We start from the raw sequence: 23,683 nt of genomic DNA on the forward strand, positions 1-23,683 counted from the left end.
CGTTGTCCCAAAGCCGCTGCACACTTTTGGGCGACATGCACTAGATGATACCCCAGGCGCGATAGCGGCCGCGGCCGGTGATTTCGCGAATGCCGATCTCGTTGACGAGGTTGAGCGCGCCGCGCGGCGTAATGCGCAGATGACGGGCGATCATCGCCGCCGAGACCATCGGCCGCGACAGGATGAAATCGGCAAGCTCCGGCAGGCTGCTGTTCGAACGGCGGCCGCGAAAGCGCAGCTCCATCTGTGTGCGCGCCAGGGACAGGCGGTCGATTTCCTTGAGGCCGGCCGCAGCCCCGAGATGCATCGCCTCCAGAAAGGCTAGCAGCCGTGTCGCCCGATCGCGCGCCCGACGACGCTCATGGCGCACCAGTTTCAGTCCGCCGTAGAAAGAAAAGAGGTGCGAGGCAACCTTGCCGCGGGCGCGCAGCTGGCTTGCGACCAGAAGACCGCCGAGCCAGTGCTGACGCCGCAACGGCTCGATCCTCTCCCAGGCTTCGAAAAGGATGACGGCGCCGAGAACCGGCGGCAAGCTGTCGGCCAATGGCAGTACGCTCCGCCACTCCGCAAGCCGCTGTTCCTCGTCCCATTCGTCGTCACCAAGCAAGCCGAGAGGATCTTCGTTGGGCCTTGCCGGGGCAACGGCCGTCTCGCCTGCCGGCGTTTTCCCGGTATGGATATCGAGCAGCTTCTGCGAGCGCGCAAGCAGCGCATCGATCTCCGCCATTTCGGCCGCGAGCGGCCCGTCCTCATCCTCGCCCTCTTCATCGGCCTCAACCGGAGCTGCGAGGCTCTTGGCGTCCTGCGCTTTCCCCTCCCCTTCCCCGCCGGTCGCGGTCAGCGTTGCGAGGCCCGCGACGCCAAGTGCCCAGCCGGGTTCGCCGGTCCATATGCGCCGACGTGCCCGCAGCACGGAATGGGCGATCGTCAGTTCGTGGGTCGGAGCGCGGCTATCCATATGCGCATCATGCAAAACGAGATCCTCGACATGCACGAGTTCGCCGGCCACCCAAAGCGCGCCGGCGGCATCGAAGAAATGACTACGTTCGGCAAAGCCTTCGCCGACCACCGAACGCAACACCCGCTCGTCCAGCCGCGCCAGCGCATCCTCCGCCGCGGTAAGGGAGGGAAGCAGAGTTTGGAGCATTGCACCGTCGATATCGTAGCGCATTGTTAAACTTTACGGTTTTTCACAAATGGAAGCAAAATACGAGTTTCTTTCCGATGTATGCCATGGTTAACGATGTATTTCAACAAAAGGTCTGGGAAGGAGCCGTTAAGATGGCTGATCGAGCGGCTGCATAAGGAAGCACTCGGACGCGGCATGGCGTTCAGGCATGCCTGCGATTTCTCTCAGATAGACAATCGCATCCTTCGAAGTACCGCTGCTTGCAATCCCCACCACCTCACGCCGTTCGCGAACGGTAACGATCGCCCGGTTCAAAATGGGTGTCTTCGAAGATTGTCAGCTTGTCGACCTCATTAGCTGCGCCAACCAATTCGAAAACGAAGTCTGTTTTTGCAGGTCGAGGTCAAATTCTGGCTGCGCCGCTTCCCACTGGCACCGATCTCTCAGGCTAGCCAATCCGGACCCACCCCGGCTGAAGCTATGATCGGGCATCAAAGATCGTGACATTCAAGAGCGTAACCCACACCGTATAGCGTGCGAATCTTCAGATTGCGGAGTCCTGCAAATGCTTTTCGCAGCCGGCCGATATGCACGTCAACCGTCCGGCTTTCCACGGCGTGCGGAGCTGGCCAAACGGCCTCGATGAGTTGCATGCGCGTACTGATCTGCCCCTGCCTTTCCAATAGGAATTTAAAGATTCTCATCTCCATTGGCGCAAGTGCTATTCTTGTGCCTGACACCACGACGACGTGCGACCCGAGGACGACCTCGGCGGTGGCAGCAAAATTTAGTTGGGTTAGCGCCTCCGAGCGCGGCCTTATGCCGTGGAGAAAGGCGAGAAGCTTTGAAGGCGACAAAGGACGTGTGATGCCTTCGTCGAGCCCGGCCTTGATCAACTCCAAGTGTTGGGCACGCGTGTCCTCACCGATAAGAGCACCCACTGGAATCCCTGAATTCTTCAAGAGCGCACATAACGGCGCAATATCACTCGACCACCCTGCACAATCCAGTACGATGGCGGAAACCCCTGCAGATGCGCAGGCTACCACGACATCGTCGTCACTTGCAGCAAGACGCGCCTCGAAGCCCTCACAACGCAGGATATGCGCGAGGAGCAGATAAAGCTCAGCGTTCCGTGAGCAAACCAGAATGACAGAAGCCATGTCGATTGCCTCTTTCCTAGCCAGACAAAACGGCAAAACTCAACTCGGCGCGAATTCGCCACCGTTGACATCTATGATGGCTCCATTGACGAACCCGGCATCTTCCGATGCCAGGAATGCAATGACCCCGGCGACGTCGTCCGGAGAACCGAGCCTGCCGGCTGGAATACGAGCCAGCGCGTCGATGTTGGTGTTGTTTTGCGGGGAGCCTGTCAGTGGCGTCAGGATGCGACCTGGCGCCACGACATTTGATGTTATGCCATAGGGGCCATATTGAGACACCAGCGCACGGGACAACCCTGAAAGTGCGGCTTTGGACGTCGCATAAGCGGCGCCTGCGATCCGTGGTCTCGTCCGGCCGGCAAGAGAGCCAACGAATATGACCCGTCCGTAACCCTTTTCCTTCATCACGGGCAAAACGGCTCGACAACACAGCATCGCCCCCGTCAGGTTGACGGAGAGCACGTCGTTCCACTCTTCCAGGGTAAGGTCGGCGGAAAGACCTTTTGGCGAAATCCCCGCGTTGCAAACGAGAATCCCAGGTGCGCCCAAGACACGACCGACTTCGCCGAAAAAGGAATTGATGGCCTCAGGTTCGCGGAGATCGACCTTTTTCGCCAGCCACCGCTCTGGCTCGAAAGCCTCGGCAAGCGCGGCCCCTGCGGCGATGACGCTTGCATCACCATGGCTGAAGACGGCAACCCGATGTCCCGCACTGAGCAGACGAAACGCAGCGGCAAGACCGATTCCGGTCGTGCCACCGCTGACGACCGCAACACGCGGGGTATCCTGGCTCATGCTGCCTGATCCAATGCAGCGAATAGCGAAATCGGGGGATGGGCGTCGGCGTCCGTTATCACCTCGATCAGCAAAGGCCCTTCTTCACGCAGGCCGCGCTCGAGGCAACGAGGAAGATCGGCGGGATCAGAGATTCGAACAGCCGGGCAGCCGCAAGCTTCGGCAATCTGTCGATGATCGACATCCGCGAAGCTGCAGGCGGTGGTGAAGCTGCCGAACTTGACGGTTTCAGCATCACGCTGGAAGCCGAGGATGCCGTTGTTCAAGACGATGATGAGTACGGGTAGCTTGCTCCGCACCATGGTCTCCAGCTCCGCCCAGCTATGCGCGAAGCCGCCGTCCCCTACGATGGCGACCACCGGCTCGTCCGGCCTCGCCGCTTTTGCACCGAGCGCAAGTGGCAAGCCCCACCCGAGTCCAGCAAGACCCCGCGGCGACAGGAAGCGCATACCGGAGGAAAGAGCCCGCAATTGGCCAGCTATCCACATTGAGGAATAGCTCGCATCGGCAACAACGGTCGTCTCTGCCGTCAGCACTTGCTGCAGGTCCGACATGACCCGCTCGGGACGTATCGGACTGTTCTCCGAACCAGCTACGGATTCCCGCTCCGTGTCAAACGCGCGCCAGAAACCGGCGATCCGGGCCGTCATCTTATCGCGCTGCGATGCGCGGTACGAGAGATCGCGTCGGGCAAGCGCGCTTCGAAGTGCGCTAATGGTTTCGGCCGCATCGCCTGCCAATCTGACCGCTTCGTAGTTGCGCCCGATTTCGGTGGGATCGACATCGATGTGGATGACTGATGCGGACCGGGGGATTTGGCGCCAACTGTCAGTGCCGTTCTGATTGGTTCGCGTTCCGACCAGAATGACGAGATCGGCCTCTTCGACAAGGGCAAGCGTGTGCCGCCCAAGCGATCGCGGCCCGACGAGAGCCCCGAGAACGCCAGCTGACAGCGGGTGGTATTCGTCGACGGCGCCTTTTCCCATATTGGTCGTCAGCACGGGAAGCGAGGCTTCGTCCTGTAGCCCCGAAAGCTCGCCAGCGGCATGGCTCGCATGGACGCCTCCTCCGGCTATGATGATGGGTGCCTGGGCCGTGGCGATCATTGAGGCCGCGCGCTCGATGTCACAATCGCGCGGACGTAACCGATCGAGCGGCCAGTGGCCTAGGACAGCCTCACGACGAAAGGGCGAAGGGACTATCTGCTCCCGCAAGAGGTCGGCCGGGAGCAGGAGAGCTGCCGGTCCTGGCCGGCCCGAGGCGGCTGCCGTGAAGGCAGCATCGACATAATCGTCGATCCGCTCCGCTACGAGAACTTTTCGCACCCACTTCGTGCAGGATTGGAATAGGGTAAGATGATCGAGTTCCTGGAATGCATTACGGTCAGCCTGATCGCGTTCGACATCCTGGACGAGAGCAACGACCGGAACGCTCGCCTTCAGCGCCTCGGCCAGCGGCGGAACAAGAAGCGTTGCGGCAGGTCCGTTCTGCGCTGCGACCACGCCGACCTTGCCGGAAAGGCGCGCATAGCCGTCGGCCATGGTCCCTCCCATATTTTCCTGTCGGTAGGCGATTTGACGGATGCCGATTGCTTCGGCCGCAAGGATAACCGCCGAAGGCAGGCTCTGAGCAAAGATATGGGTGACGCCATGCCTCTTCAGGCAAAGAGCGATCCGCTCGGCGACGGTTAGATTATTGGTTGCCATGGTCACATGCCTGCTTCGGTTGGAGTTACTTCGAGGATTGAAAGGAAGTCTGAGAAGGCTGAGATGACTGCGTCACCGTCAGCGGTCGTCATTGCCGTCGAAATGCAGGCCGCAGCGCCATCGGGAAGCAGGATGCCGCAATTGAGGAAATGCTTTGAGAGCCGACCCATCAACTCGGCCTCTTCCGGTGCGAGATACGCCTCGCGAAAGTCCCTTGGCTGCCTTCCTTTCGGATGGATGCGAAACAAAGAGGCAGCTCCCGTCACGCTGAAGGCGGCACCGTGGCGTTCGATTTCCTTTCGAAGTCCGACCCGGATGCGATCTCCAAGGCTCTCCAGTGAAGCGAAAGCGTCCTCCGTCATCGCCTCCATGGCGACCCGGCCTGCGACCATCGACACGGGATTTGCCGAAAACGTGCCGCCCTGCGGCAGCAGCGGCTTACCGCTGTCGCTTGCGAACACCCGCATTACGTCCTTGCGCCCGCCGATGGCCCCGACGGGAAAACCTCCGCCGATGATTTTTCCGGCGGCGACCAGGTCAGGGTGGAGACCATAGCGGGCCGATGCCCCCGTATATGACTGCCGAAGATTGAGGACCTCATCGGCCACGATGAGAATCCCATATTGCTTCGCGATCGCCTCGACAGCCGCGAAAAAGCTCGGCTCAGGCGCTATCAACCCGGCGCGGCTCGGCATCGGATCGATCAGGATACAGGCAAGCGAAGGGGCAGCCGAAGCAATTCGGCGCTCCAGATCCGCGATGTCATTGAAGCGGATAACGGTCACCTCCTCACCTACCGAAGGCGGCATACCGCGATAGGCGGGTACGGCCGGCGACCCCAATGGGTCGTTCCATATAGTCGGCGTCACCGCCTGCCCCGTTTCCGCCCAGTCATAGGCGCCATGATAGGCGCCTTCGATCCGTGCAATGCCTGGCCGGCAGGTGAAGGCGCGAGCGGCCTTTATCGCAAACATCACTGCCTCGGTCCCGCTGTTGACGAAGCGAATATGTTCGATCGCTGGAATGCGCTCGATCAACAGCTCAGCCAGAGTGATCTCGTGCTCAGTCGGGTTAGAGAAACACGTTCCGCGATGAAGCAGATCTGCAACCGCGTCGGCAACTGGAAGAAAGCCATGGCCGTGTATCAGCGTCGTGAAATTGTTATTCAGGTCGAGAAGGCGATTGCCGTCGACATCGAAGAGATAGGCGCCTTCCCCGCGTGAAATGTATAGCGGGCTAGGCTCATGATTGACCGTGACCCGCGTGATTCCGGTCGGAAATACGCGACGACCCCGTTTGAAGAAATGTTCGGACCTCGACCGGGAAAATCCCCGGCCGTCGCGCAAGATATAAGGGTGAAACATTCGATCTTCTCCGGCAAATGGGTCACGGTGCGACCCTTCATAATTTTGTTATCACAAAAATCATGAACCCGAAGAAGTTGCAACAAAAAAATCCGGCCGCAATGCTATTCTCGCTTGAGACGCTCCTGCGCTGCTTTCTTGAGGCGACGATAGCCGTCTCGAATGTCGTTTTCCATTGCGGCTCGGACGGCGGAGGGATCTTTATCCACCAGAGCCTCAATCGCGGCCAGATGGTTGTGGACACCGTATTTTGCTTCCGCAAACTCGGGATAGAGGTCGTGGAACGCGGCACCCACCCTTAACCATAGGGCGTCGATGGTCGAAAGAAGGTGCGGCATCCCACACAGTCGATAGATCGTAAAGTGGAATTCCTTATTGTCGTGAAGAGCGTCCGAATAACGCTTTTCGTCGAGCGACAGCGTGATTTTCTCTTGAAGTGCCAATAGCTTATCGACGACATCATTCGTCGCGCAAAGCGTGCCTCTTTCTGTCGCCAATCCCTCAAGCGCAAGCCGCATCTGCGTGACTTCATAAAGTGCCGCAAGATCGAGATGTGGAACGATGACCGTTTTTGGACCTACCATGACCAGCGCACCCTCAAAAACCAGACGGTTGATTGCCTCGCGCGCTGGCGTGGCACCAACCTTCAGCATTTCAGCAACCGAACGGATCGGCAACTTGTGACCGGGCTTGTAAACACCCCGCGTAAGTTGCTCTTTGATGGATGAATAGGCGAAGTCGCTGAGGCGCCCAGAGTGCAATTCCGACGCCGACGATTCCTCTTCAGTTGTATTATCGTTCAAAATTAACTCCCCACGAGTTGACATTTTCACATTTTTGTTGCAACAAAAATGCATCACGCAAAAATTGATCACGTAATGTGACAGCATAACGGGATCGCGAATATTAGCAACGCCTTGGCCCCGGCGGCCATGCCTGAATAGCTCCGGTCTTGCCGGCACGACGCACACAGCACCTGGCGCCGCGCGGGCGGAGCCGAGGGGTTCCATGCATCTCAAAGCACACAAAAGGAGATATCATTTTGATTGGCGCGCCTGTTTTTATCGATCGCATAGGCAAGGCCTACGGCAGCCAGACTGCCGTAGGCGAAGTGACCTTGGACATTTCGGCAGGCGAATTCTTGTCGATCCTTGGTCCATCCGGATCGGGCAAGACGACGCTTCTGACAATGATCGCCGGTTTCGAAAGCCCTTCTGCCGGACGCATCATCATTGGCGGTCGAGATGTCACCGCCGTATCGCCCGACCGCCGCAATATCGGGATGGTCTTCCAGCGTTATGCCTTGTTCCCACATCTGACCGTCGCCGAAAACATCGGCTTTCCCTTGCGGATGCGAGGCATCCGCAAGGACCTCAGGGCAGAACGCGTTGGCCGGGCGCTCGATCTCGTTCAACTCCCGGACTACGCCAAGCGCTATCCCCACGAACTTTCCGGCGGCCAGCAGCAGCGGGTGGCGGTCGCGCGAGCAATCGTGTTCGAACCGCCTGTTCTTTTGATGGACGAGCCACTCGGGGCACTGGACAAGAAGCTGCGCGAATCCATGCAGATCGAGATCAAGCAGCTTCAGAGGCGCCTCGGTGCAACGGTCATCTACGTGACGCACGATCAGGAGGAGGCCTTGACGATGTCCGACCGGATCGCTGTCATGGCAAAGGGGCATCTCGCGCAGCTCGGAACCCCGACGGATCTCTACTGTAATCCGCAGAGTGCCTTTGTAGCCGACTTCATCGGCAAGATGAACTTCCTGACGGGAGAATTCCTGGGCGGGACCGCTGGCCGCCAGACGATCAGACTGGGTGACGACGTGGTTATTGATACGCCCGGTGCAGCCCATGGTTTCGAGGGTTCGGCAAAAATAGGTGATCGCGTTCGGCTCGCGCTGCGGCCTGAGCGCCTTGGCCTTGCAGCGCGTGGCGCAGGGGGACAGAACGCCCTCCCCGGCCGGATCGAAACGTCGGTCTTTGCAGGCTCCTTCGACCTTCATCTCGTTCGCTCCGATTTCGGAAGCGGAGAGCTCATTCAGGTGCAGATCCCTGCTGACGGAAAGCGGGTGCCCTTTGCAATGGGGGCACTCGTGGATGTCATCGCCGAACGCGACGGCCTACGGCTCTTTACGGCTGCGGAGGCATGAAATGACCATGACAGTCGATAATTTGCCTGTTGCACCAACCCGTCCAGCAAGCTGGATTTTCTCACGCTCGGCGCGCCAGTATTCGCACGCGCTGACGCTCTTGCTTATTGTGCCGTTGATGCTCTTACTGGCCGGAGGCTTCATCTATCCAATTGGGCGGCTCGTCTCTTTGAGCCTAATGGCGCCGGGATTCACGCTGGAGCATTACGAGCGGATCGTGACCGAGCCACTCTACATGGAAGTCCTGCTTCGCACGTTGCAGACGGGTGCAATCGTAACAGTGGCGAGCTTGCTGCTTGGATATCCGGTTGCCTTTCTCATGTCCCGCGCCAAAGGCAAGACGGCGGTGATCGTATCGGCGGCGGTCTTCGTGCCGCTATGGACCTCAGTGCTGGTGCGATCCTACGCCTGGATCGTGCTGCTGCAGAGAAACGGCATCGTAAACGGTCTGCTGATCGAGAGCGGCCTCATTAACAGCCCGTTGAAGCTTATTTACACCGAAGGCGCAGTGATCCTTGCGATGACGCATGTCCTGATGCCCTTCATTATACTGCCGATCTACAACGCTCTTCGCACTATTCCTGCAGAGTACCCCCAAGCCGCCCGCAATCTCGGCGCCGGCCCGATCGGCGCGTTCATGCGCGTGACCTTGCCGCTCAGCTTGCCCGGAATCTTTGCCGGGTGCGTCATGTGCTTCATCCTGGCGATCGGCTTTTACATCACACCGGCACTCGTCGGTGGGCCTGGAGCATTGATGATGGCAACGCTGATCGGTCAGCAAACCACCGTCCTGCTCGACTGGCCATTTGCCGCAGCGCTCGCGACCGTCCTTCTGACCACGACGCTGGTCTTCGTCCTTGTGTTCCGCAAGGCGCTTTCCCTCAGCAAAGGGATGAACAGTGTCAACTGAACCCGTAGCCATCGCCCCATTCGCCGGCTCTCCCGTCAAAAGCACCCATCGACCTTACGGCAAAGCAGCCTTGCAGCTCCTCGTCGGCCTCTTGATCGGAGCAATCCTGTTCTTCCTGGTTCTGCCGACGCTGCTCGTCATCCCGATTTCGCTGAATGACAGCAGCTATATCGAGCTTCCGCCGAAGGGCCTAACGCTTCGCTGGTATGCCGAATTTCTATCCGATCCGGACTGGCGGGCAGCAACGATGTTCAGTCTGCAGATCGCGCTGGCGACGACGGTCGCTTCGACGGTTGTCGGAACGTTGGCTGCCATCGGGCTCGTTCGAGGCAATCTGCCGGGCAAGACCTTTCTGCAAGCGTTATCGCTGGGGCCAATGATCGTTCCCCATGTTGTCTTTGGCGTGGCCCTCTATCTGGTTTTTTCCCCGCTCAGCCTGACCGGTAATTTCACTGGCTTCCTGATCGCGCACACCGTGCTTGCGGTTCCCTACGTGATCATCACCGTTTCGGCGGCACTCGAGCGCTTCGATACGTCGCTCGAGCTTGCGGCACTGAATTGCGGGGCAAGCCGGAGCCGCGCCTTTTTCAGCATTGTGCTTCCCAACATCGCGCCAGCAGTGGCTGCCGCTTCGGTTTTTGCATTTCTAGCGTCGTTCGATGAGGCAACAGTCGCCTTCTTCATTTCCGATACTGGCGGCAAAACGATCAGCCGCAAGATGTTCGAGGACATCGATTTCAACCTCACCCCGGTCATTGCTGCGGTTTCGACACTGCTCGTTGCGGTATCGCTGGCGCTCATGGCGACCGTTCATCTCCTTACCGGCCGCGGGGAGGACTAACGTGGCCCATATCAATCGAACAGAGGAACACGCGATGAATAAGCGAACCAAGATCAAGGCAATGCTTGCGGCTTGCCTTATGCTTGCCGGTGCGGGGGCGGCGCAAGCTGAGGAGCAGGTCATCATTGCGACCACGGGTGGCGCCTATGATGCGGCGCTTCGAAAATTCTGGTTCGAACCATTTACCGGAGACACCGGCATTAAGGTTGTTTCGGTCGCGGCAACGAATGCCGAGATGCGCGCGAAAGCTGCTGCTATGGTTAAGACCAGCAATGTGACCTGGGACCTTTACCCGGACGGCGAGATACAGGCGAGCGCCGAAGCGCATCGGCTGACATCTGAAGACTTGACCGACTTCTGCAAAACTTTCCAGGGCCGGCCAGACCTGGTCGAGGACGCCTGCGTCAGTGCAGGGGCCAGGCTTTTTTCAACCGCAACGCTGATGGCCTACGACCCAACTGCCTTTAAAGATGGAAATCCATCGAGCTGGGCCGATATGTGGGACGAGACAAAGTTCCCTGGTGGTCGCGCGTTTCCAAATTTCGACGATCCGTGGCGGGTCATGGCTGCCGCGCTTCTCGCCGATGGCGTCCCGCGCGATAAGCTCTTTCCGCTCGACGTCGACCGCGCCCTCAGCAAGCTCAACGAGATACGCCCGGCAATATCGCTCTGGTGGAAGACCGGCGATCAGAGCGTTCAGGGCTTTCGCAATGGCGACTACAGCATCGGGCAGATCTGGCTGACGCGCGCAAATACACTGAAGGCGGAAGGGCGCCAGATCGCTTGGTCCAAGCAAGCGTCGTTCCTCGTTGGCGATCGCTTGACGATCATCAAGGATGCGCCGAACCAAGCAAACGCGTTGAAGTTGATCGCCTACTGGCTTGATCATCCGGAAGCGCAGGCCCGTGTGTGCGACGAACTTCTTTGCACGCCACCGAGTCGCAAGGCGATCGATTTGATGTCACCGGCTGCACGCGTGGCCCTGCCGAGCGACGAGGACATCCGGGATTACATCGTCATCCCGGACGCTAAATGGATCAACGACAATGCCGCAATGATGCTCGAGCGTTGGAATACCTGGATCCGATGACGATCAGACGAACCTTCATCCCTTGAGTGCACGGTTGATGGCAGTTGCAACGTCGCGCACTTCGGAAGCCGTGTGCCCGGCGGTCGGGCATATCCGCAGCCCCGCCCTCCCCTTAGCCACTGTCGGGAAGAAAATGGCCGACGTATAACAACCAGAATCAAGCACCCTTCTGGCAGCGCCGATTGCCGCGAGCTCGTCACCGACCATGACTGTTCTGATCGGGAGTGGGGATCCTGCTTGTGCGGTCGGCACCAGTTCGTCGAAAAGAGAAACGTGTTCGGCGAGCGCCCTTTGCCGCACGCCGAGTTCCGGTGTGCGATGGAGCGACTGAGACGCGAGAGCTGCACCGATCGCGGCAACATTGATAGAGGCCGAGAAGGCGTGCGCGAGAGCAAAGCGCCGGAAGATCTCTTCCTGGAAGGCTGTTGCGAGCAACAGAATGCCGCCCGAGGCTCCGAAGCCCTTCCCGAGCGAGGCTGCGATGATCGTCCGTTCACCGAGACCTTCTGGCATTTGTGAACGGGCAAACCCCTCACCTCTTTCCCCAAAGATCGATATGCCGTGAGCATCATCGATATAAAGGAAGAGTCCGTATCGCCCCTGAAGCTCCCGCAACTCCTTGATTGGGGCACAGCCGCCCATGGAATACACACCGTCGCAAACATAAGCGACCGTCTCGTTCTGGCGGCAAATTTCCTCGAGCGCCTGAAGATCGTTGTGGCCTATGGTGCGCACCTCGCATTCTTCGGCAACGACGGGCTTGTTGAAGGCCAACGTTGCATGCGCGAGACGGTCGAATACCATGACTGGTTTTTTGCCGCCCGTCAGAACGCCGCACGCAATTAGGGGAAGCGCGCTGAGGTTGGCGGCAAGCACAGTTGTATAGGTGATCACCCTGGCGCCGAAGAGATCAGAAAGAGCATCCTCAAGGTCTCCGAGGGCTGCAAAATTGAGCCGCGTGCGGGCGCACGACCAATGCAGAGTTCCATAGCGCCGAATGGTTTCGATTGCGCCTTCGATGATTGAGGGATGATTGTCGAGCCCGAGATACGAGCAGCGGACGAAGTCGATGACGCGCTCCGATCTGCCCTCTGAAACTGGCAGTTCCACCGCTCGCCCATCGGACGGATGGACATAGAGTGCCATCAGGCCGTCAAGATGGGCCGCTGCAAAGTGGGGACTTGCGTGACTGATCAGGCCCGCGGTGTTTCTGTGGGATGTTTTCGCCGATCCGGCGCCCGAAGCTAACTCTTGCATGCTGACCTCCCAGGTGTTCCATGGGCTTCACGCTATGCGCGTGATCGTTGTTTATACAACGAAGGCGGCCACAAATTTTCGGGAAGTTCCAGTGAACATGTGAACGTAGCGAAGTCACATATATTGGGTAATCTCGATTGCATATCCCTCCTTTGGCACGGTGCGGATCACGTCGCGGCCAAGCGCCCGCCTCAATGCGCGCCGGAGCCGGCCGATGTGAACATCGACTGTCCGCGGCTCGACGAAGGCTGTTTCCGGCCAAGCAGCGGCAATCAGTTCCGCGCGACCGAGAACGCGCCCCGCGTCGCCCATAAGAGCTCTCAGCAGACGAAACTCGATCGGGCTGAGATTAATCGGCATCCCCTTTACCAAGACACGCCGGCCGCTGACGTCCAGTTTCATATCGTCAAACATCGGAACGAAACGGTCAGACGCTTCGTTTGAGGAATTGCCTATTTCACGGTGCAGGTAAGTCAGGAGACGTTCCGGAGGCATCGGCCTTGTAAAGCTCTCATCGACGTTGGCTTTCAGTATGTCGAGATAGGCGGCCTTTTCGGCAACGAGCGCGATGAGCGTGAGGCCGTCGGCAAGCCCTTTTTCCTCCAGACTCGACGCGATATCTGCCAGAATTTGTGAACCCGGCTGGCAGTCGACGATGATGGCTGCAGCCCCGCGCGCCTCAGCGGTCGCAACTGCTTCATTTGGAATATCGACGAGGACGGTCCTGTATCCGGCGCCCTTCAGGATATATGACAGCATCAAATAGTAGTCGGCATCACGCGATACGATCGCCAGAAGAGCGCTCATTGGCTCGCCTCCCTCGCTACTGCCTGTATTGCGAACTCGTTTGATACGACAAAATTCTCGCGGGACTGCTTCATATTGGGCGGCACCTCGACCCTGGCGGGCAAAACTGACTGCGAAATACACCGTGACGGCGGCTATTTTATAGCTTGCCTTTCAATTTTGTTACAACATAATGTTGAAGCTGAGAAGCACTTCGCACAGAAGCGTAGATTTGCCAGGGACGACACGTGATCGTGGCCCACGCAGTGGGATCGACGTCCGGCATAATTTGATAGCCTGTTTCCGGACGGTAACGGGGCTTTTTAATGCGCGAAATATTCGAAGGGTTCTCAGCCGGCTGCGCAGTAGCCACACCGGACTTTTGGAGTGATGTAGATTTTGGGGACATAAGTACCGCTGTCCGTTTGCTTTATGGACGGCATGCGAAAACAGCCGCCGCCTGGTGTGCAATCTGCGCCCGATCTGACGGACGCTCAGGCGATTTCAAATTTTGGGTGCGCGTCTTCGAGCATCTGGGACCAGAGGAGTTCATGGAAATTCGAAAACAAAAGCGATTGTCATAAACTTTGAACGTTATGTCGCACGCCTATTCGGTCGGTTCCGACACTATGAATCTGGCCGCCTTATAGGCCGGCCGGTTTCGCACTGATCATGCATCCCGCTCGAATTGAAATGCGATATTGCAAGACACGTAGGCACGGAGCAAACAAATGAATGTAGCCGGAGCGAAGAATTCATGATCTCCACAGTAAGCCCCATGGGGACTGGTGGAGTCCCTACCTTGCCAAATTTTGCCATCCGGGGTATTTTAGCCCGATGAGCACTATGAACATTTCGCTGCCGGAGAACCTGAAGCAGTTCGTCGACAAGCAGGTCGCAGGGCGAGGCTATGGGACCAGCAGCGAATACGTCCGCGAGTTGATCCGTCGCGACAAAGATCGCCAGCACTTGCGTGATCTTTTGCTTGAGGGTGCTTCATCCGAAACGACGGAGCCGGTTGATGCCGCCTATTTCGATAGTCTGCGAGACCGTGCCTCGCGGCAAAGCTCCAGGTGACGGGAAAGTCGATCGTTCCCCGCGAGTCGGCCCGCAGGGATGTCGAGAATGCCGTAGACTATTATGCTCGCGAGGCTGGCGCGCAAGTCGCGATAAGCTTCGTTGATGCGCTGCAGTCGACATTCGGTTTAATCGCAACGCATCCTGCATCGGGGTCGTTGCGCTACGCATATGAACTCCGTTTGCCCGATTTGCGGAGCATGACGCTGAAGGCTTTCCCATACCTCGTCTTCTATCTTGAGCACGCCGATTATGTCGACATATGGCGTATTCTGCATATGAAGCGCGACATTCCCGCGTGGCTGCAAGATCCCCAGGTGTCTGCATAGTTTGCTAGCTGTGTTAGGTAGAAGGGGCCTGCGGCTATGATCCGAACGAAGGTCGATCCACTGTGGTTTAAGCGGTGCCGCGTTTCACTGCAGTTTTTTCCCGATCGCGAGGCGCCATCACTGCGCCGCTTCTGCGCGTCCCGCCACAAGCCTGCATATGACGGTCGCCACGTTGCTCAACGCAGCGACCCAATTGAGGATTCCAAACCACGAATTCTGGAAGCGGAAAAGGGAAAGATGGAAGGAGATCGTGGAAAAACTGGTCGAAGAGACCCCGCCGTTTGACCTCCATTTCGATGAGGTCGCAGCCTCAGAAGCCGCTTTCTTCGTAAAGGCCCAGCAGCCGCTGGAATTGTGCGACCTTCGGTCCGCCATTTCAGATGCTATCCACTTCGAACATTGGCGTCCAACTCCGCCCCAGATTGCTCACATGACATTGTTCAGGTTTTCTGCGGTAGAATGGCTATCAGCGGTCGACTTTGACGCGGGGATCTTGCCCGTAAAAGTCAGCGTTAGATCCCTTCAATTGTTGGAAGGGCGGGTTTATCCGAGCGTCGACATCAATATCCTCAGCGAGCCGTTACTACATGGCGAGAGCCCGCGATAACGCACCTATTTCACGCGTATCGTAGATCTGCTCGACGCCACCCCCATCCGCTCCCCGGCCCGGCCGAATCCTTGCCTTCTTCGATGGACTTCAAAGATCGACGCCGCGGCCGCGGCTGACAGCCCGCTGGCGCCGTTCCGACATGATCTTCTCGCTGCTCTCCCTGCGAACGGTCTGCTGCAGGACCTTCAGCCTGTCCTGCATCGCCTCGAAGGCGCGGCGCTGCGTCGGCGGCACACGGTTGATGAGATCCCTCTCTCCTCGGACGATGGCATTGCGGCCGAAGCGCTCGTCGAGCGCCACGCTGACTGCGGCGAACTCCCGGCGAATGCTGGGATCAAGAACAGCAGCCGATGCATTCCGCTTGCGGCCGTCGTTCTTCGCCTCGGCAGTCAGCCACATGAGCGCTTCTTCCGCCGCCTTCGACAGGCCGGGAATGGCAACCGCCATGCGCCGTCGCTCTTCGGCGATCGCCTGGCGCTCGGCATCGAGGGCGCTGGCATAGGCCGCACCGAGCGATCGTAGCCAAGCGGCGGCTTCGGGCACGGCCTGCGCAGCGTCTCTGCGCTCCCGGCCGGCGGCCAGCATCCGATCCATGAGGCGATCGGAGCCACGCAGCGCACCATAGGCGGCCGGGTCATTGGTCACTGCAGCAGAGATGCGGTCGGCGGCAAAACCTTTGACAAGCAGCTCTTCGATCTTCTCGACAGCGCCAGCCGGATCGCGCCAGATCGTTCGGGAGGTCTCGGCCAGCGCTGCTCGCTGCTGGCGATAGAGAGGGCCGGCCAGAGCACGCGATCTCGCCTCTTCCTCGATCGGAGTCTTGAACTCGGTGACGGCGGCAAGCATGGGGATATTCTCCTTCTGCGGATCGGCACTGGCGCTGGCGACGATCTTCGAACGATCCCGCCGTTCGGCGAGATGCTGCTCCTCGGCAAAACGCTTCACGGCCTCGAACAGCCGGGTCAGCTTCTCGCCCCTGGTGCCTGTGAAGTCTTCCGGCATACGCTCGACGATGTTGCGTTCGGCAACCGTATCGGCCTTGGATGTGAAGGCGCTCCAACCGAAGCGGGCGCTGAGCGCCTCGCTGACGGCCTTGATCTCCTGCACGATCGAGGGGTCTTCGGCGGCGAATGCAAAGGCCGTCTTGTAGGCATCGTCCCCTCCCTGCTTGCGCACCGCCTCGATCTCGACGAGACGTGCCACCGCCTTTCTGGAGAGCGCTGGGATCGACAATGACATATGCGCGCGGCGCTGTTGCTCGCGGCTTTCGAACCGCTCGGCGTTTCTGCGGAACTCTGTGGCGTGGGCGCGGGCGAGCGGCAGCAGTTCCGTCAATGCCGCGGTCGCAATGCTGCGCTCGTCACGTGCGGCGCGACCGTCTATCATAAGGTCGGAACCCCGCAGGCGGCCGATCCGATCCGGTGCAATAGCAAGATCGTCGGCGAGCCTGCGGGGTTCGTTGCTCGTATCCGATGCCAGGGCGTTCAGGGCGACCAGTGCCGCCTCCGGCTCACGATAGATCTTCTCCAGCAGCGGCCGCAGGATTGCTTCCCGTTCCTTCCAGGCCGGCGAGGAAAGCTGCGCCCACCGCGCATCCTCCTCCACGCTTCTGGCAAAAGCAGTGGCGGGCGGTATCAGATATCGGCCGCCGCCAACATCTGTCTCCGAGACGGTGTGTGTCTCAGTGCGCTCCTCGTTGTACGAGACACGTCGTTCCCGCTCGATCGCAAATCCCAGCGCAACGCTTGCCCTTTCCCAAAGCTTCGCCACCTGCCGGCGCTTATCGGCAATCCACGCGAGCCGCCGCGAGGCGTCCTCCTCCATCCCCGCCGCGACGAGAGAGAGATGGTCGAGCCCGCGGCGGCGGGCAAAATCGTCGGCATGCGCCCGATACCCAGCCTCGCTCTCGAAATCGAGCGTCGTCGTCTTGGCGCCGGAGCGCGACAGGCGTTCAACGAGTTGTTTGAACAGTTCCGGCCGATGGCTTTCCTGCTCGATACGCTCCCGGCGCGCTTCGGCGGTTTCGATCCGTTTGGCTGTCCAGATATTGCGATCGACTTGTCTTTCCTCGAAGTGCTTCTGCCCGGTCTGCTCGTCGACGATGGGAACCTGGACTTTGACCCGCTCCACCCCGTCCTTGCGCAGGGCCACCGTGTCGCCCTCTAAGACACCGGCATCCTCCAACGCCTTCGGCAGGCTCACGCCCCAAAGACGATGGACGGCTCCGTCATCCGTCTTCACATCGGCATAGGGGCTATCGTCGGCATCCTCGTCATTCGGCCGGAACTTGGCTTGTCCGGTTTCCACGAGTTCGCCGGTGATACCGGCAGCATGATCGGGACGCAGCTTGCGGCTCCATTCGGGCTTCGCTTCAAAATCTTCCTTCGCGGCATAGAGATCGGCACGATGGCGATGCCGGGTCATCGACACATAGGTCAGGTGCTGGTCCATCATGCCGGTGGCAAGAACGAAGGTCCGGTCGACGGTCGAGCCTTGGGATTTGTGGATGGTCGCGGCGTAGCCGTGATCGACATTGCGATAACTGTTCTCGCTGATGACGACATCCCGGCCATTGTCGAGACGCACCGAAAGCAAGACCTCGCCCCGCTTGTCGCCGGTGGATACGACCGTCCCCAGCATGCCGTTCTTGACGTATTGCGGACCGAGACGCATTGCGCGCGCTTCGACGAAGCGGGCATTTGCCAGAAAGATGATGCGGTCGCCGGTGGCGAATTCCCGCGCGCCGCGTTCGGTCTGGAATGCGCGGCTCTCACCCAGCGCCCCCTCGCCTGCCATCACAGATCGCAGTTCCTCGTTCAGACGTTTGACGTCCTGATTGGTGTGGGCGAGCACGAGAAGCTCATCACCGCGAAGACGGCCATCATTGCCGGCAGCTGTTGAGTCCTGGACCGCCTGTTTGCGCGCCGCCGTCCAGTCGCCGACAATGCGCTCGATGACGTCGTCCCGCGTCTCTGCCTCCACCAAATGACCCTGCTGCGCATAGGCATCAAGACCTTTCCCGATCTCGCCACGCGCAAAATGCCGCGACGCCTCGCGCGCCCACGCCTCGCGCTGGCGGCGCACGCCGCCAAGTTCGGCAAAACCGATCCGCTCGGTAATCGCCCGGAACGCCGCCCCCGCCTGGATCGGCTGCAATTGCATCGCATCGCCGACCAGCACGAGTTTCGCTCCCGCTTCCTCGACGAGCTTCAGCACGCGGGCCATCTGCTGCGACGACACCATGCCGGCCTCGTCGACAACCACCACATGGCCGCGGTGAAGCGTCTCCTGTCCATTGGCCCAGGCCAGTTCCCAGGCGGCGAGTGTTCGTGATCTGATGCCGGAGCTGTCTTCCAGACCCTCGGCGGCTTTGCCCGCAAGGGCCGCACCAATGACCTGGCGGTCTTGGCTTTCCCAGGCGAGACGGGCCGCGGCAAGCAAGGTCGACTTACCGGCGCCGGCAAGACCGACGACTGCGGCAATACCATTGTCCAGCGTGACATGATGGACGGCGTCTGCCTGCTCCGGGTCGAGCCGGAAGGACTTTTCCGGGTCTTGAGTTTCGACGTTTCTGATCGCAGCGGCGACCACCCGGTCGGAAACGGCAAAACCGCGACGTTCCACCAGAACCTGCGCCGACTGCGCCATGTCATATTCGATGCGAAGGATCTCGCGCGTGGTGAAAACGGCGGGTTCGCTCGCCTTGCCCGTTTCGGCATCGACCTGCTGTGGCTTCAGCATGACCAGATCGTCCGACGCCATCAGCCGCGCGCGGATATTGGCGAAGTCTGCGGGATCGTCGACATAGCGATGCAGCCCCTTGGCGATATCGCGCTCGTCGAAGGTGGAGCGTTCATTGCTCAACTGCTTCAGCAGGAGCTCCGGCTCGGCGAGCAGCCGGTCGGCCATCTCCTGGCGACGGGCAAGATCGGCCGGTGCAAAATACATCTCGGCACCCCCGCGGGAGAGTGCTGCCTTCTCGGGGCCCAGATGTCTTTGTGCGATGCCATCGAGGCCCTGCTCGGCATAAGAGCGGCCGTCAAGACGGATGTCATGGCCGGCGAGCGCCAGATGCCGGCTGGCCGTCTCCGCCCAGGCAATCTTCCACGCCTGCAAGGTTTCCTTATCGCCCGCCCAGAGCTTGTAAACGATCTTGCCCTTTGGCCGATCCGGCGTCACGACCCGCAACGGCGCACCGTCTTCGCCGGTCACTGCTACCTTCTTGGGTCCAAACCCCTCCTCCGCCAACGGTCTCAGCGTCGTCATCAGATGGATGTGCGGATTGCTGTCTTTATCGTGGTAGACCCAGTCGGCGACCATTCCCTTCGAGGTGAGATTGTCGCGCACAAATTCGCGCACCAGCGCGATGTTCTCGGTCCGGGTCAATTCCTCCGGCAACGCAATGATCAGCTCGCGCGCCAGCTGCGCGTCCGCCCGTTTTTCGAAAGCATCAACCACATTCCACAGCACTTCGCTGGCACCGGCAACCGAGCGCCCCTCGATTGCTGACCGTAACCAGGCCGGGGTTTGGTCCGGTAGCGCCAGTTCCTCGTGCACCAGTTCGGACGCCCCGCCCCGATAGCTGAACGACGTGCCGGCCTGCTCGTCCATCATCCGGGCGCGATGGCGATAGGCCGCGGCCGAGACGATGCTTCGCCCCGCCCCTCTGCTGATCACCTGCGCTCTGACGAACATGATCGCCACTGCCGTCTCCTGATCCCGGGCGCGTCGCGACAGCGACGTATATTGCGCCCTCAAACCGATCGGACCGAAGGGCCGATGCCGCCTTTCCCGGAAGACGGCATCGGCCGAAATTCCAGCTGCGACGTTTTGGGGTTGGTGCAAAATAGCCTATTTAACTATCTTATACTAGTTAGTATAATCGCTGAGGCTGGTTCCAGGAGGGAAGATTCCTCAATGGCCATAAAATCATCGATTTCTGATCTCGATGCACAGATGGAGAAGCTGCGAGAACGTCGGCGGGTTTTGACAGTTAAATCGGCAGAGCGGTTTGCCCGCGCTGCGACGAAATCCGGGCTGGCGGAAATGGAAATTGCAGACGAGGAGGTCGAGCGGATCTTCGAAGAGATCGCCGCTCGATTTCGCAAAGAGGAGAAGAAAGGGGGCCGGCGGCCCGCCTCCTCAAGCGCGTCGACCAACAGCTGGTGGCCTTGGACCGGCGCCGGAGGTTTCACATGACGGCTGAGAGGAAGGAAGAAGCGCGCGAGAAATTCCTGCTCGGCGGCATCGTCGTCAAAGCCGGCCTGTCGAAGGCAGACCGGGCGTTTCTGCTCGGCGGACTCCTCGAGCTGGCGACAGTGATTCCGGGATCGTCCGAACATCGGTGGCTACGCCATATCGGTGAAGAGGCGTTCAAGGCCCCTTCGCTCGATTCTTCTTCACCGCGCGTCGAGGAGAACGCCGGATGGCGCTGAAGGGTCGACTGCATGCAAGCCTGCTGCTGGTCTTCGTGCCGATCGCCGTGACAGCGATCACCGTCTACATCACCGCCTGGCGATGGCCGGCGCTGGCGCACAGCCTATCTGGTAAAACTGAATACTGGTTTTTCCGCGCAACGCCTGTGCCAACGCTTCTGTTCGGGCCGCTTGCTGGTCTTCTGACCGTCTGGGCGTTGCCGCTGCATCGTCGGCGGCCGATCGCGATAGTCAGCCTCCTGTGCTTGCTCGTTGTCGCCGGATTTTACGCCTTGCGCGAATATGGCCGTCTCGCTCCGTCGGTGGAGAGTGGCGTCGTCACATGGGACCATGCGCTTTCCTACCTGGATTTCATTGCCGTCATCGGCGCGCTGGCGGGCTTTATGGCCGTGGCGGTCGCTGCTCGGATCTCCGTCGTCGTGCCCGAGGCAATCAAACGGGCGAAGGGCGGAACCTTCGGCGATGCCGATTGGCTTTCGATGTCGGCGGCAGCAAGGCTCTTTCCGTGCGATGGCGAGATCGTCGTCGGCGAGTGTTACCGCGTCGACAAGGAAGCCGTTCACCAAGTGCCTTTCGATCCGAAGGATCGCAGCACGTGGGGGCAGGGCGGCCAGGCGCCACTGCTCGCCTACAGCCAGGACTTCGATTCCACGCATATGCTCTTCTTCGCCGGATCAGGCGGATACAAGACGACCAGCAATGTCCTGCCGACGGCACTGCGGTATACCGGACCGCTGATCTGCCTCGATCCCTCGACCGAGGTCGCGCCGATGGTGGTCGACCATCGCACGCGCATGCTCGGGCGCGAGGTCATGGTGCTCGATCCCACAAATCCGATCATGGGCTTCAACGCCCTCGACGGCATCGAGCACTCGAAGCAGAAAGAGGAGGATATCGTTGGCATCGCCCACATGCTGCTCTCAGAAAGCCTGCGTTTTGAATCCTCGACGGGCTCCTATTTCCAGAACCAGGCGCACAATCTCCTAACCGGATTGCTTGCCCATGTCATGTTGTCGCCGGAATATGCCGGCCGGCGGAACCTGCGCAGCCTGCGCCAGATCGTGTCCGAGCCGGAACCCTCCGTCCTCGCCATGCTGCGCGACGTTCAGGAACACTCGGAAACTGTCTTTATTCGCGAAACGCTTGGTGTCTTCACCAACATGACCGAACAGACCTTCTCCGGTGTCTATTCGACGGCGTCGAAGGATACGCAGTGGCTCTCATTGGACAGTTACGCCGCGCTCGTCTGCGGCAATGCCTTCAGGTCGAGCGATATCGTATCGGGCAAGAAGGACGTGTTCCTCAATATCCCGGCGTCCATCCTGCGCTCGTATCCGGGCATCGGGCGCGTCATCATCGGCTCTCTGATCAACGCCATGGTCCAGGCCGATGGCGGCTTCAGTCGCCGAGCGCTCTTCATGCTCGATGAGGTCGATCTGCTCGGCTATATGCGGGTGCTGGAAGAGGCGCGCGATCGCGGTCGCAAGTATGGCATCAGCATGATGCTGCTCTACCAATCGGTCGGACAACTGGAACGGCACTTCGGGAAGGATGGCGCGACGTCATGGATCGACGGCTGCGCTTTCGCCTCCTATGCGGCTATCAAGGCTCTCGATACCGCCCGCAATGTCTCCGCTCAATGCGGGGAAATGACCGTCGAGGTGCAAGGGCGGTCGCGCAACATCGGCTGGGACACGAAAAGCGGCGGGGCGCGCAAATCCGAGAGCGTCAATTTCCAGCGCCGGCCACTGATCATGCCACACGAGATCACCCAATCGATGCGCAAGGACGAGCAGATCATCATCGTTCAAGGCCATAGCCCGATCCGCTGCGGCAGGGCGATCTATTTCCGTCGGAAGGAGATGGATGCGCAAGCAAAGGCCAATCGCTTCGTGCGGAGTTGACTTTCACAGGCAGTCCGGAGCGCTGCCGGAGTTGCCTTGGGCGGATGTCTGCGATAAGCGCCTTTGCGCGCCGTTCCCGCACGGAGACGAACATGGCCGCTGAAAATGACGAATACATCTATGACGAAGTGACTGGCGAATGGCGTCCGGCTTCGGAGATGGCAGCATCCGCCAGTGGCGTGCGGCGGTCGTTCGAGACGCAAGCGGCAATTTTCTTGCCGATGGCGACTCGGTCACCGTCATCAAGGATTTGAAGGTCAAGGGGGCCGGCCTAACGCTGAAACAGGGCACTGTCATCAGGTCGATCCGCCTTACGATAGTCCCGAGGAGATCGATTGCCGCCATGATGGAATCAAGGGCCTCGTTCTACGCACCGAGTTCGTGCGCAAACGCTAATTCGAGTTCTCAGGGGCTGCTCAGCGGAATCGGCTGACCTCCGTGGCCGACCTACGGCGACGGATGAATTCGCGCAGCAGCGGCAGGAAGAAGGCTTTGCTGAAGCGGCCGGTTGGCGGCTCAGGCTCAAGATAGAATGAATTTCCGACGATGTCGGTATTGAACTCATCGAAGATGATCCAAAGCCTGCGATCGGCATCGAGGCCGGCGCGGCGCTTTTCGATGGCCGGCACTTCCACAGCAAACCGCGACGCCTCCGGCTGCTTGGTGGTGATGGGAAAGAAGAGAACCAGATCGCCGTCCGGCCGCGGCATTCTTACGCCGACGGCGACCGGCCGCTCCTTGCGTCCTTCCGTCTCTCCACGCCCAGCTTCTCTCGCCCATAGATAGGGATAGCGTATGACGCTTGCGGTCTGGATCAGCTCGTAGTTCATCAGTGGCCTGCCTCGTCCTCGCCGGCGTAGCCATCGACGGCCTTTTCGAACTCGGTAAACAGTTCATCAGGCATCGTTTCGATGGTCCCGGCGGCGCGTCGGTCGGACTGCTTCATCAGCCGTTGGTAGTCTTCGATATTGAGGATGACCAGACGGGGTTTATTCCGCTGGGTGATGGTCACTGGATGGCGCAGGGCCTCGGCGATAATGTCACCAGACTTACGGGAGAGGTCGCTGGTTGAATAGGAACCGCTTGACTTAGACATATGGGTTTCCTTACTGCTGTATTTGTTGCAATATAC

At 59.7% G+C, this 23,683-nt stretch carries 20 protein-coding genes and 2 pseudogenes; 11 read left to right on the forward strand and 11 right to left on the reverse strand.

The features are described from left to right. Positions 1-40: 40 nt before the first annotated feature. The 6 genes from FHT79_RS04815 to FHT79_RS04840 all read right to left on the reverse strand — a co-directional run bounded on the left by FHT79_RS04815 (position 41) and on the right by FHT79_RS04840 (position 6,963). Positions 41-1,171, reverse strand: coding sequence for an RHE_PE00001 family protein (locus FHT79_RS04815; RefSeq protein ID WP_097595603.1), 1,131 nt, complete (start codon positions 1,169-1,171; stop codon positions 41-43). Positions 1,172-1,620: 449 nt separating this feature from the next. After that, positions 1,621-2,292, reverse strand: coding sequence for a response regulator transcription factor (locus FHT79_RS04820; RefSeq protein WP_028758519.1), 672 nt, complete (start codon positions 2,290-2,292; stop codon positions 1,621-1,623). Between the two features lie 39 nt (positions 2,293-2,331). Continuing rightward, positions 2,332-3,090: a 3-oxoacyl-ACP reductase FabG gene (gene fabG / locus FHT79_RS04825; protein WP_028758520.1), complete on the reverse strand. Its 759-nt coding sequence runs from the start codon at positions 3,088-3,090 to the stop codon at positions 2,332-2,334. After that, on the reverse strand, positions 3,087-4,796 hold the full coding sequence (locus FHT79_RS04830; RefSeq protein ID WP_028758521.1) for an acetolactate synthase catalytic subunit: 1,710 nt from the start codon (positions 4,794-4,796) through the stop codon (positions 3,087-3,089). Before FHT79_RS04830 ends, fabG begins: the two co-directional genes overlap by 4 nt. A gap of 2 nt (positions 4,797-4,798) precedes the next feature. Further along, entirely contained in the window at positions 4,799-6,160 is a 1,362-nt protein-coding gene (locus FHT79_RS04835; RefSeq protein WP_029868299.1) for an aspartate aminotransferase family protein, read from the reverse strand. A gap of 104 nt (positions 6,161-6,264) precedes the next feature. Then, positions 6,265-6,963: a GntR family transcriptional regulator gene (locus FHT79_RS04840; RefSeq protein ID WP_097595676.1), complete on the reverse strand. Its 699-nt coding sequence runs from the start codon at positions 6,961-6,963 to the stop codon at positions 6,265-6,267. 239 nt (positions 6,964-7,202) lie between these two features. On the opposite strand from FHT79_RS04840, the gene FHT79_RS04845 reads away from it, so the two are divergent. The 4 genes from FHT79_RS04845 to FHT79_RS04860 all read left to right on the forward strand — a co-directional run bounded on the left by FHT79_RS04845 (position 7,203) and on the right by FHT79_RS04860 (position 11,153). Then, a complete protein-coding gene (locus FHT79_RS04845; protein WP_097595599.1) occupies positions 7,203-8,312 on the forward strand; it encodes an ABC transporter ATP-binding protein in 1,110 nt (369 codons plus the stop codon). Between the two features lies 1 nt (position 8,313). Further along, entirely contained in the window at positions 8,314-9,222 is a 909-nt protein-coding gene (locus FHT79_RS04850; protein ID WP_183903012.1) for an ABC transporter permease, read from the forward strand. A gap of 70 nt (positions 9,223-9,292) precedes the next feature. After that, positions 9,293-10,063: an ABC transporter permease gene (locus FHT79_RS04855; RefSeq protein WP_097595598.1), complete on the forward strand. Its 771-nt coding sequence runs from the start codon at positions 9,293-9,295 to the stop codon at positions 10,061-10,063. Between the two features lie 34 nt (positions 10,064-10,097). Beyond that, positions 10,098-11,153 carry an extracellular solute-binding protein gene (locus FHT79_RS04860; RefSeq protein ID WP_097595675.1) on the forward strand — a complete coding sequence of 352 codons (1,056 nt, stop codon included), beginning with the start codon at positions 10,098-10,100 and terminating at the stop codon, positions 11,151-11,153. Between the two features lie 15 nt (positions 11,154-11,168). Here FHT79_RS04860 and FHT79_RS04865 read toward each other — a convergent pair whose 3' ends face one another. Together FHT79_RS04865 and FHT79_RS04870 are read right to left on the reverse strand one after the other, a co-directional pair. Further along, complete coding sequence (locus FHT79_RS04865; protein ID WP_183844753.1) at positions 11,169-12,410, reverse strand: aminotransferase class I/II-fold pyridoxal phosphate-dependent enzyme; 1,242 nt, start codon at positions 12,408-12,410, stop codon at positions 11,169-11,171. Between the two features lie 114 nt (positions 12,411-12,524). Next, the gene (locus FHT79_RS04870) at positions 12,525-13,217 is read right to left on the reverse strand and encodes a winged helix-turn-helix domain-containing protein (RefSeq protein ID WP_097595594.1); all 693 of its coding nucleotides are present in this window, start codon (positions 13,215-13,217) and stop codon (positions 12,525-12,527) included. Positions 13,218-14,033: 816 nt separating this feature from the next. On the opposite strand from FHT79_RS04870, the gene FHT79_RS04875 reads away from it, so the two are divergent. From FHT79_RS04875 to FHT79_RS04885, 3 genes are all read left to right on the forward strand, one after another. Continuing rightward, positions 14,034-14,273, forward strand: a complete 240-nt coding sequence (locus FHT79_RS04875) for a type II toxin-antitoxin system ParD family antitoxin (RefSeq protein ID WP_029868342.1) — start codon at positions 14,034-14,036, stop codon at positions 14,271-14,273. Then, complete coding sequence (locus tag FHT79_RS04880; protein ID WP_183903013.1) at positions 14,270-14,602, forward strand: type II toxin-antitoxin system RelE/ParE family toxin; 333 nt, start codon at positions 14,270-14,272, stop codon at positions 14,600-14,602. Before FHT79_RS04875 ends, FHT79_RS04880 begins: the two co-directional genes overlap by 4 nt. Before the next feature lie 157 nt (positions 14,603-14,759). Continuing rightward, positions 14,760-15,209 (forward strand): 2'-5' RNA ligase family protein, encoded by a 450-nt coding sequence (locus FHT79_RS04885; protein ID WP_245434957.1) that lies wholly within the window; start codon positions 14,760-14,762, stop codon positions 15,207-15,209. 90 nt (positions 15,210-15,299) lie between these two features. Here the strand turns inward: FHT79_RS04885 and traA are convergent, their stop codons facing one another. Beyond that, the gene (gene traA / locus FHT79_RS04890; RefSeq protein WP_183903014.1) at positions 15,300-19,916 is read right to left on the reverse strand and encodes a Ti-type conjugative transfer relaxase TraA; all 4,617 of its coding nucleotides are present in this window, start codon (positions 19,914-19,916) and stop codon (positions 15,300-15,302) included. A 213-nt stretch (positions 19,917-20,129) separates the two neighbouring features. Here traA and FHT79_RS04895 point away from each other — a divergent pair. The 4 genes and pseudogenes from FHT79_RS04895 to FHT79_RS04910 all read left to right on the forward strand — a co-directional run bounded on the left by FHT79_RS04895 (position 20,130) and on the right by FHT79_RS04910 (position 22,947). Continuing rightward, a pseudogene (locus FHT79_RS04895) lies at positions 20,130-20,418 on the forward strand (TraC family protein). After that, entirely contained in the window at positions 20,408-20,647 is a 240-nt protein-coding gene (locus tag FHT79_RS04900) for a conjugal transfer protein TraD (RefSeq protein WP_097596299.1), read from the forward strand. The pseudogene FHT79_RS04895 and the gene FHT79_RS04900 overlap by 11 nt, the downstream one beginning before the upstream one ends. Continuing rightward, positions 20,638-22,551: a Ti-type conjugative transfer system protein TraG gene (gene traG / locus FHT79_RS04905; protein ID WP_097596300.1), complete on the forward strand. Its 1,914-nt coding sequence runs from the start codon at positions 20,638-20,640 to the stop codon at positions 22,549-22,551. Before FHT79_RS04900 ends, traG begins: the two co-directional genes overlap by 10 nt. Before the next feature lie 92 nt (positions 22,552-22,643). After that, positions 22,644-22,947 (forward strand): annotated as a pseudogene (locus tag FHT79_RS04910) (alkylphosphonate utilization protein). A 20-nt stretch (positions 22,948-22,967) separates the two neighbouring features. Here the strand turns inward: FHT79_RS04910 and FHT79_RS04915 are convergent. After that, positions 22,968-23,381: a hypothetical protein gene (locus FHT79_RS04915; RefSeq protein ID WP_097596301.1), complete on the reverse strand. Its 414-nt coding sequence runs from the start codon at positions 23,379-23,381 to the stop codon at positions 22,968-22,970. Further along, positions 23,381-23,647: a type II toxin-antitoxin system prevent-host-death family antitoxin gene (locus FHT79_RS04920; RefSeq protein ID WP_097596302.1), complete on the reverse strand. Its 267-nt coding sequence runs from the start codon at positions 23,645-23,647 to the stop codon at positions 23,381-23,383. The genes FHT79_RS04915 and FHT79_RS04920 overlap by 1 nt, the downstream gene beginning before the upstream one ends. Between the last annotated feature and the right edge of the window lie 36 nt (positions 23,648-23,683).

Source organism: Rhizobium sp. BK212, assembly GCF_014197475.1.
GTDB classification, from domain to species: Bacteria; Pseudomonadota; Alphaproteobacteria; order Rhizobiales; family Rhizobiaceae; genus Rhizobium; species Rhizobium anhuiense.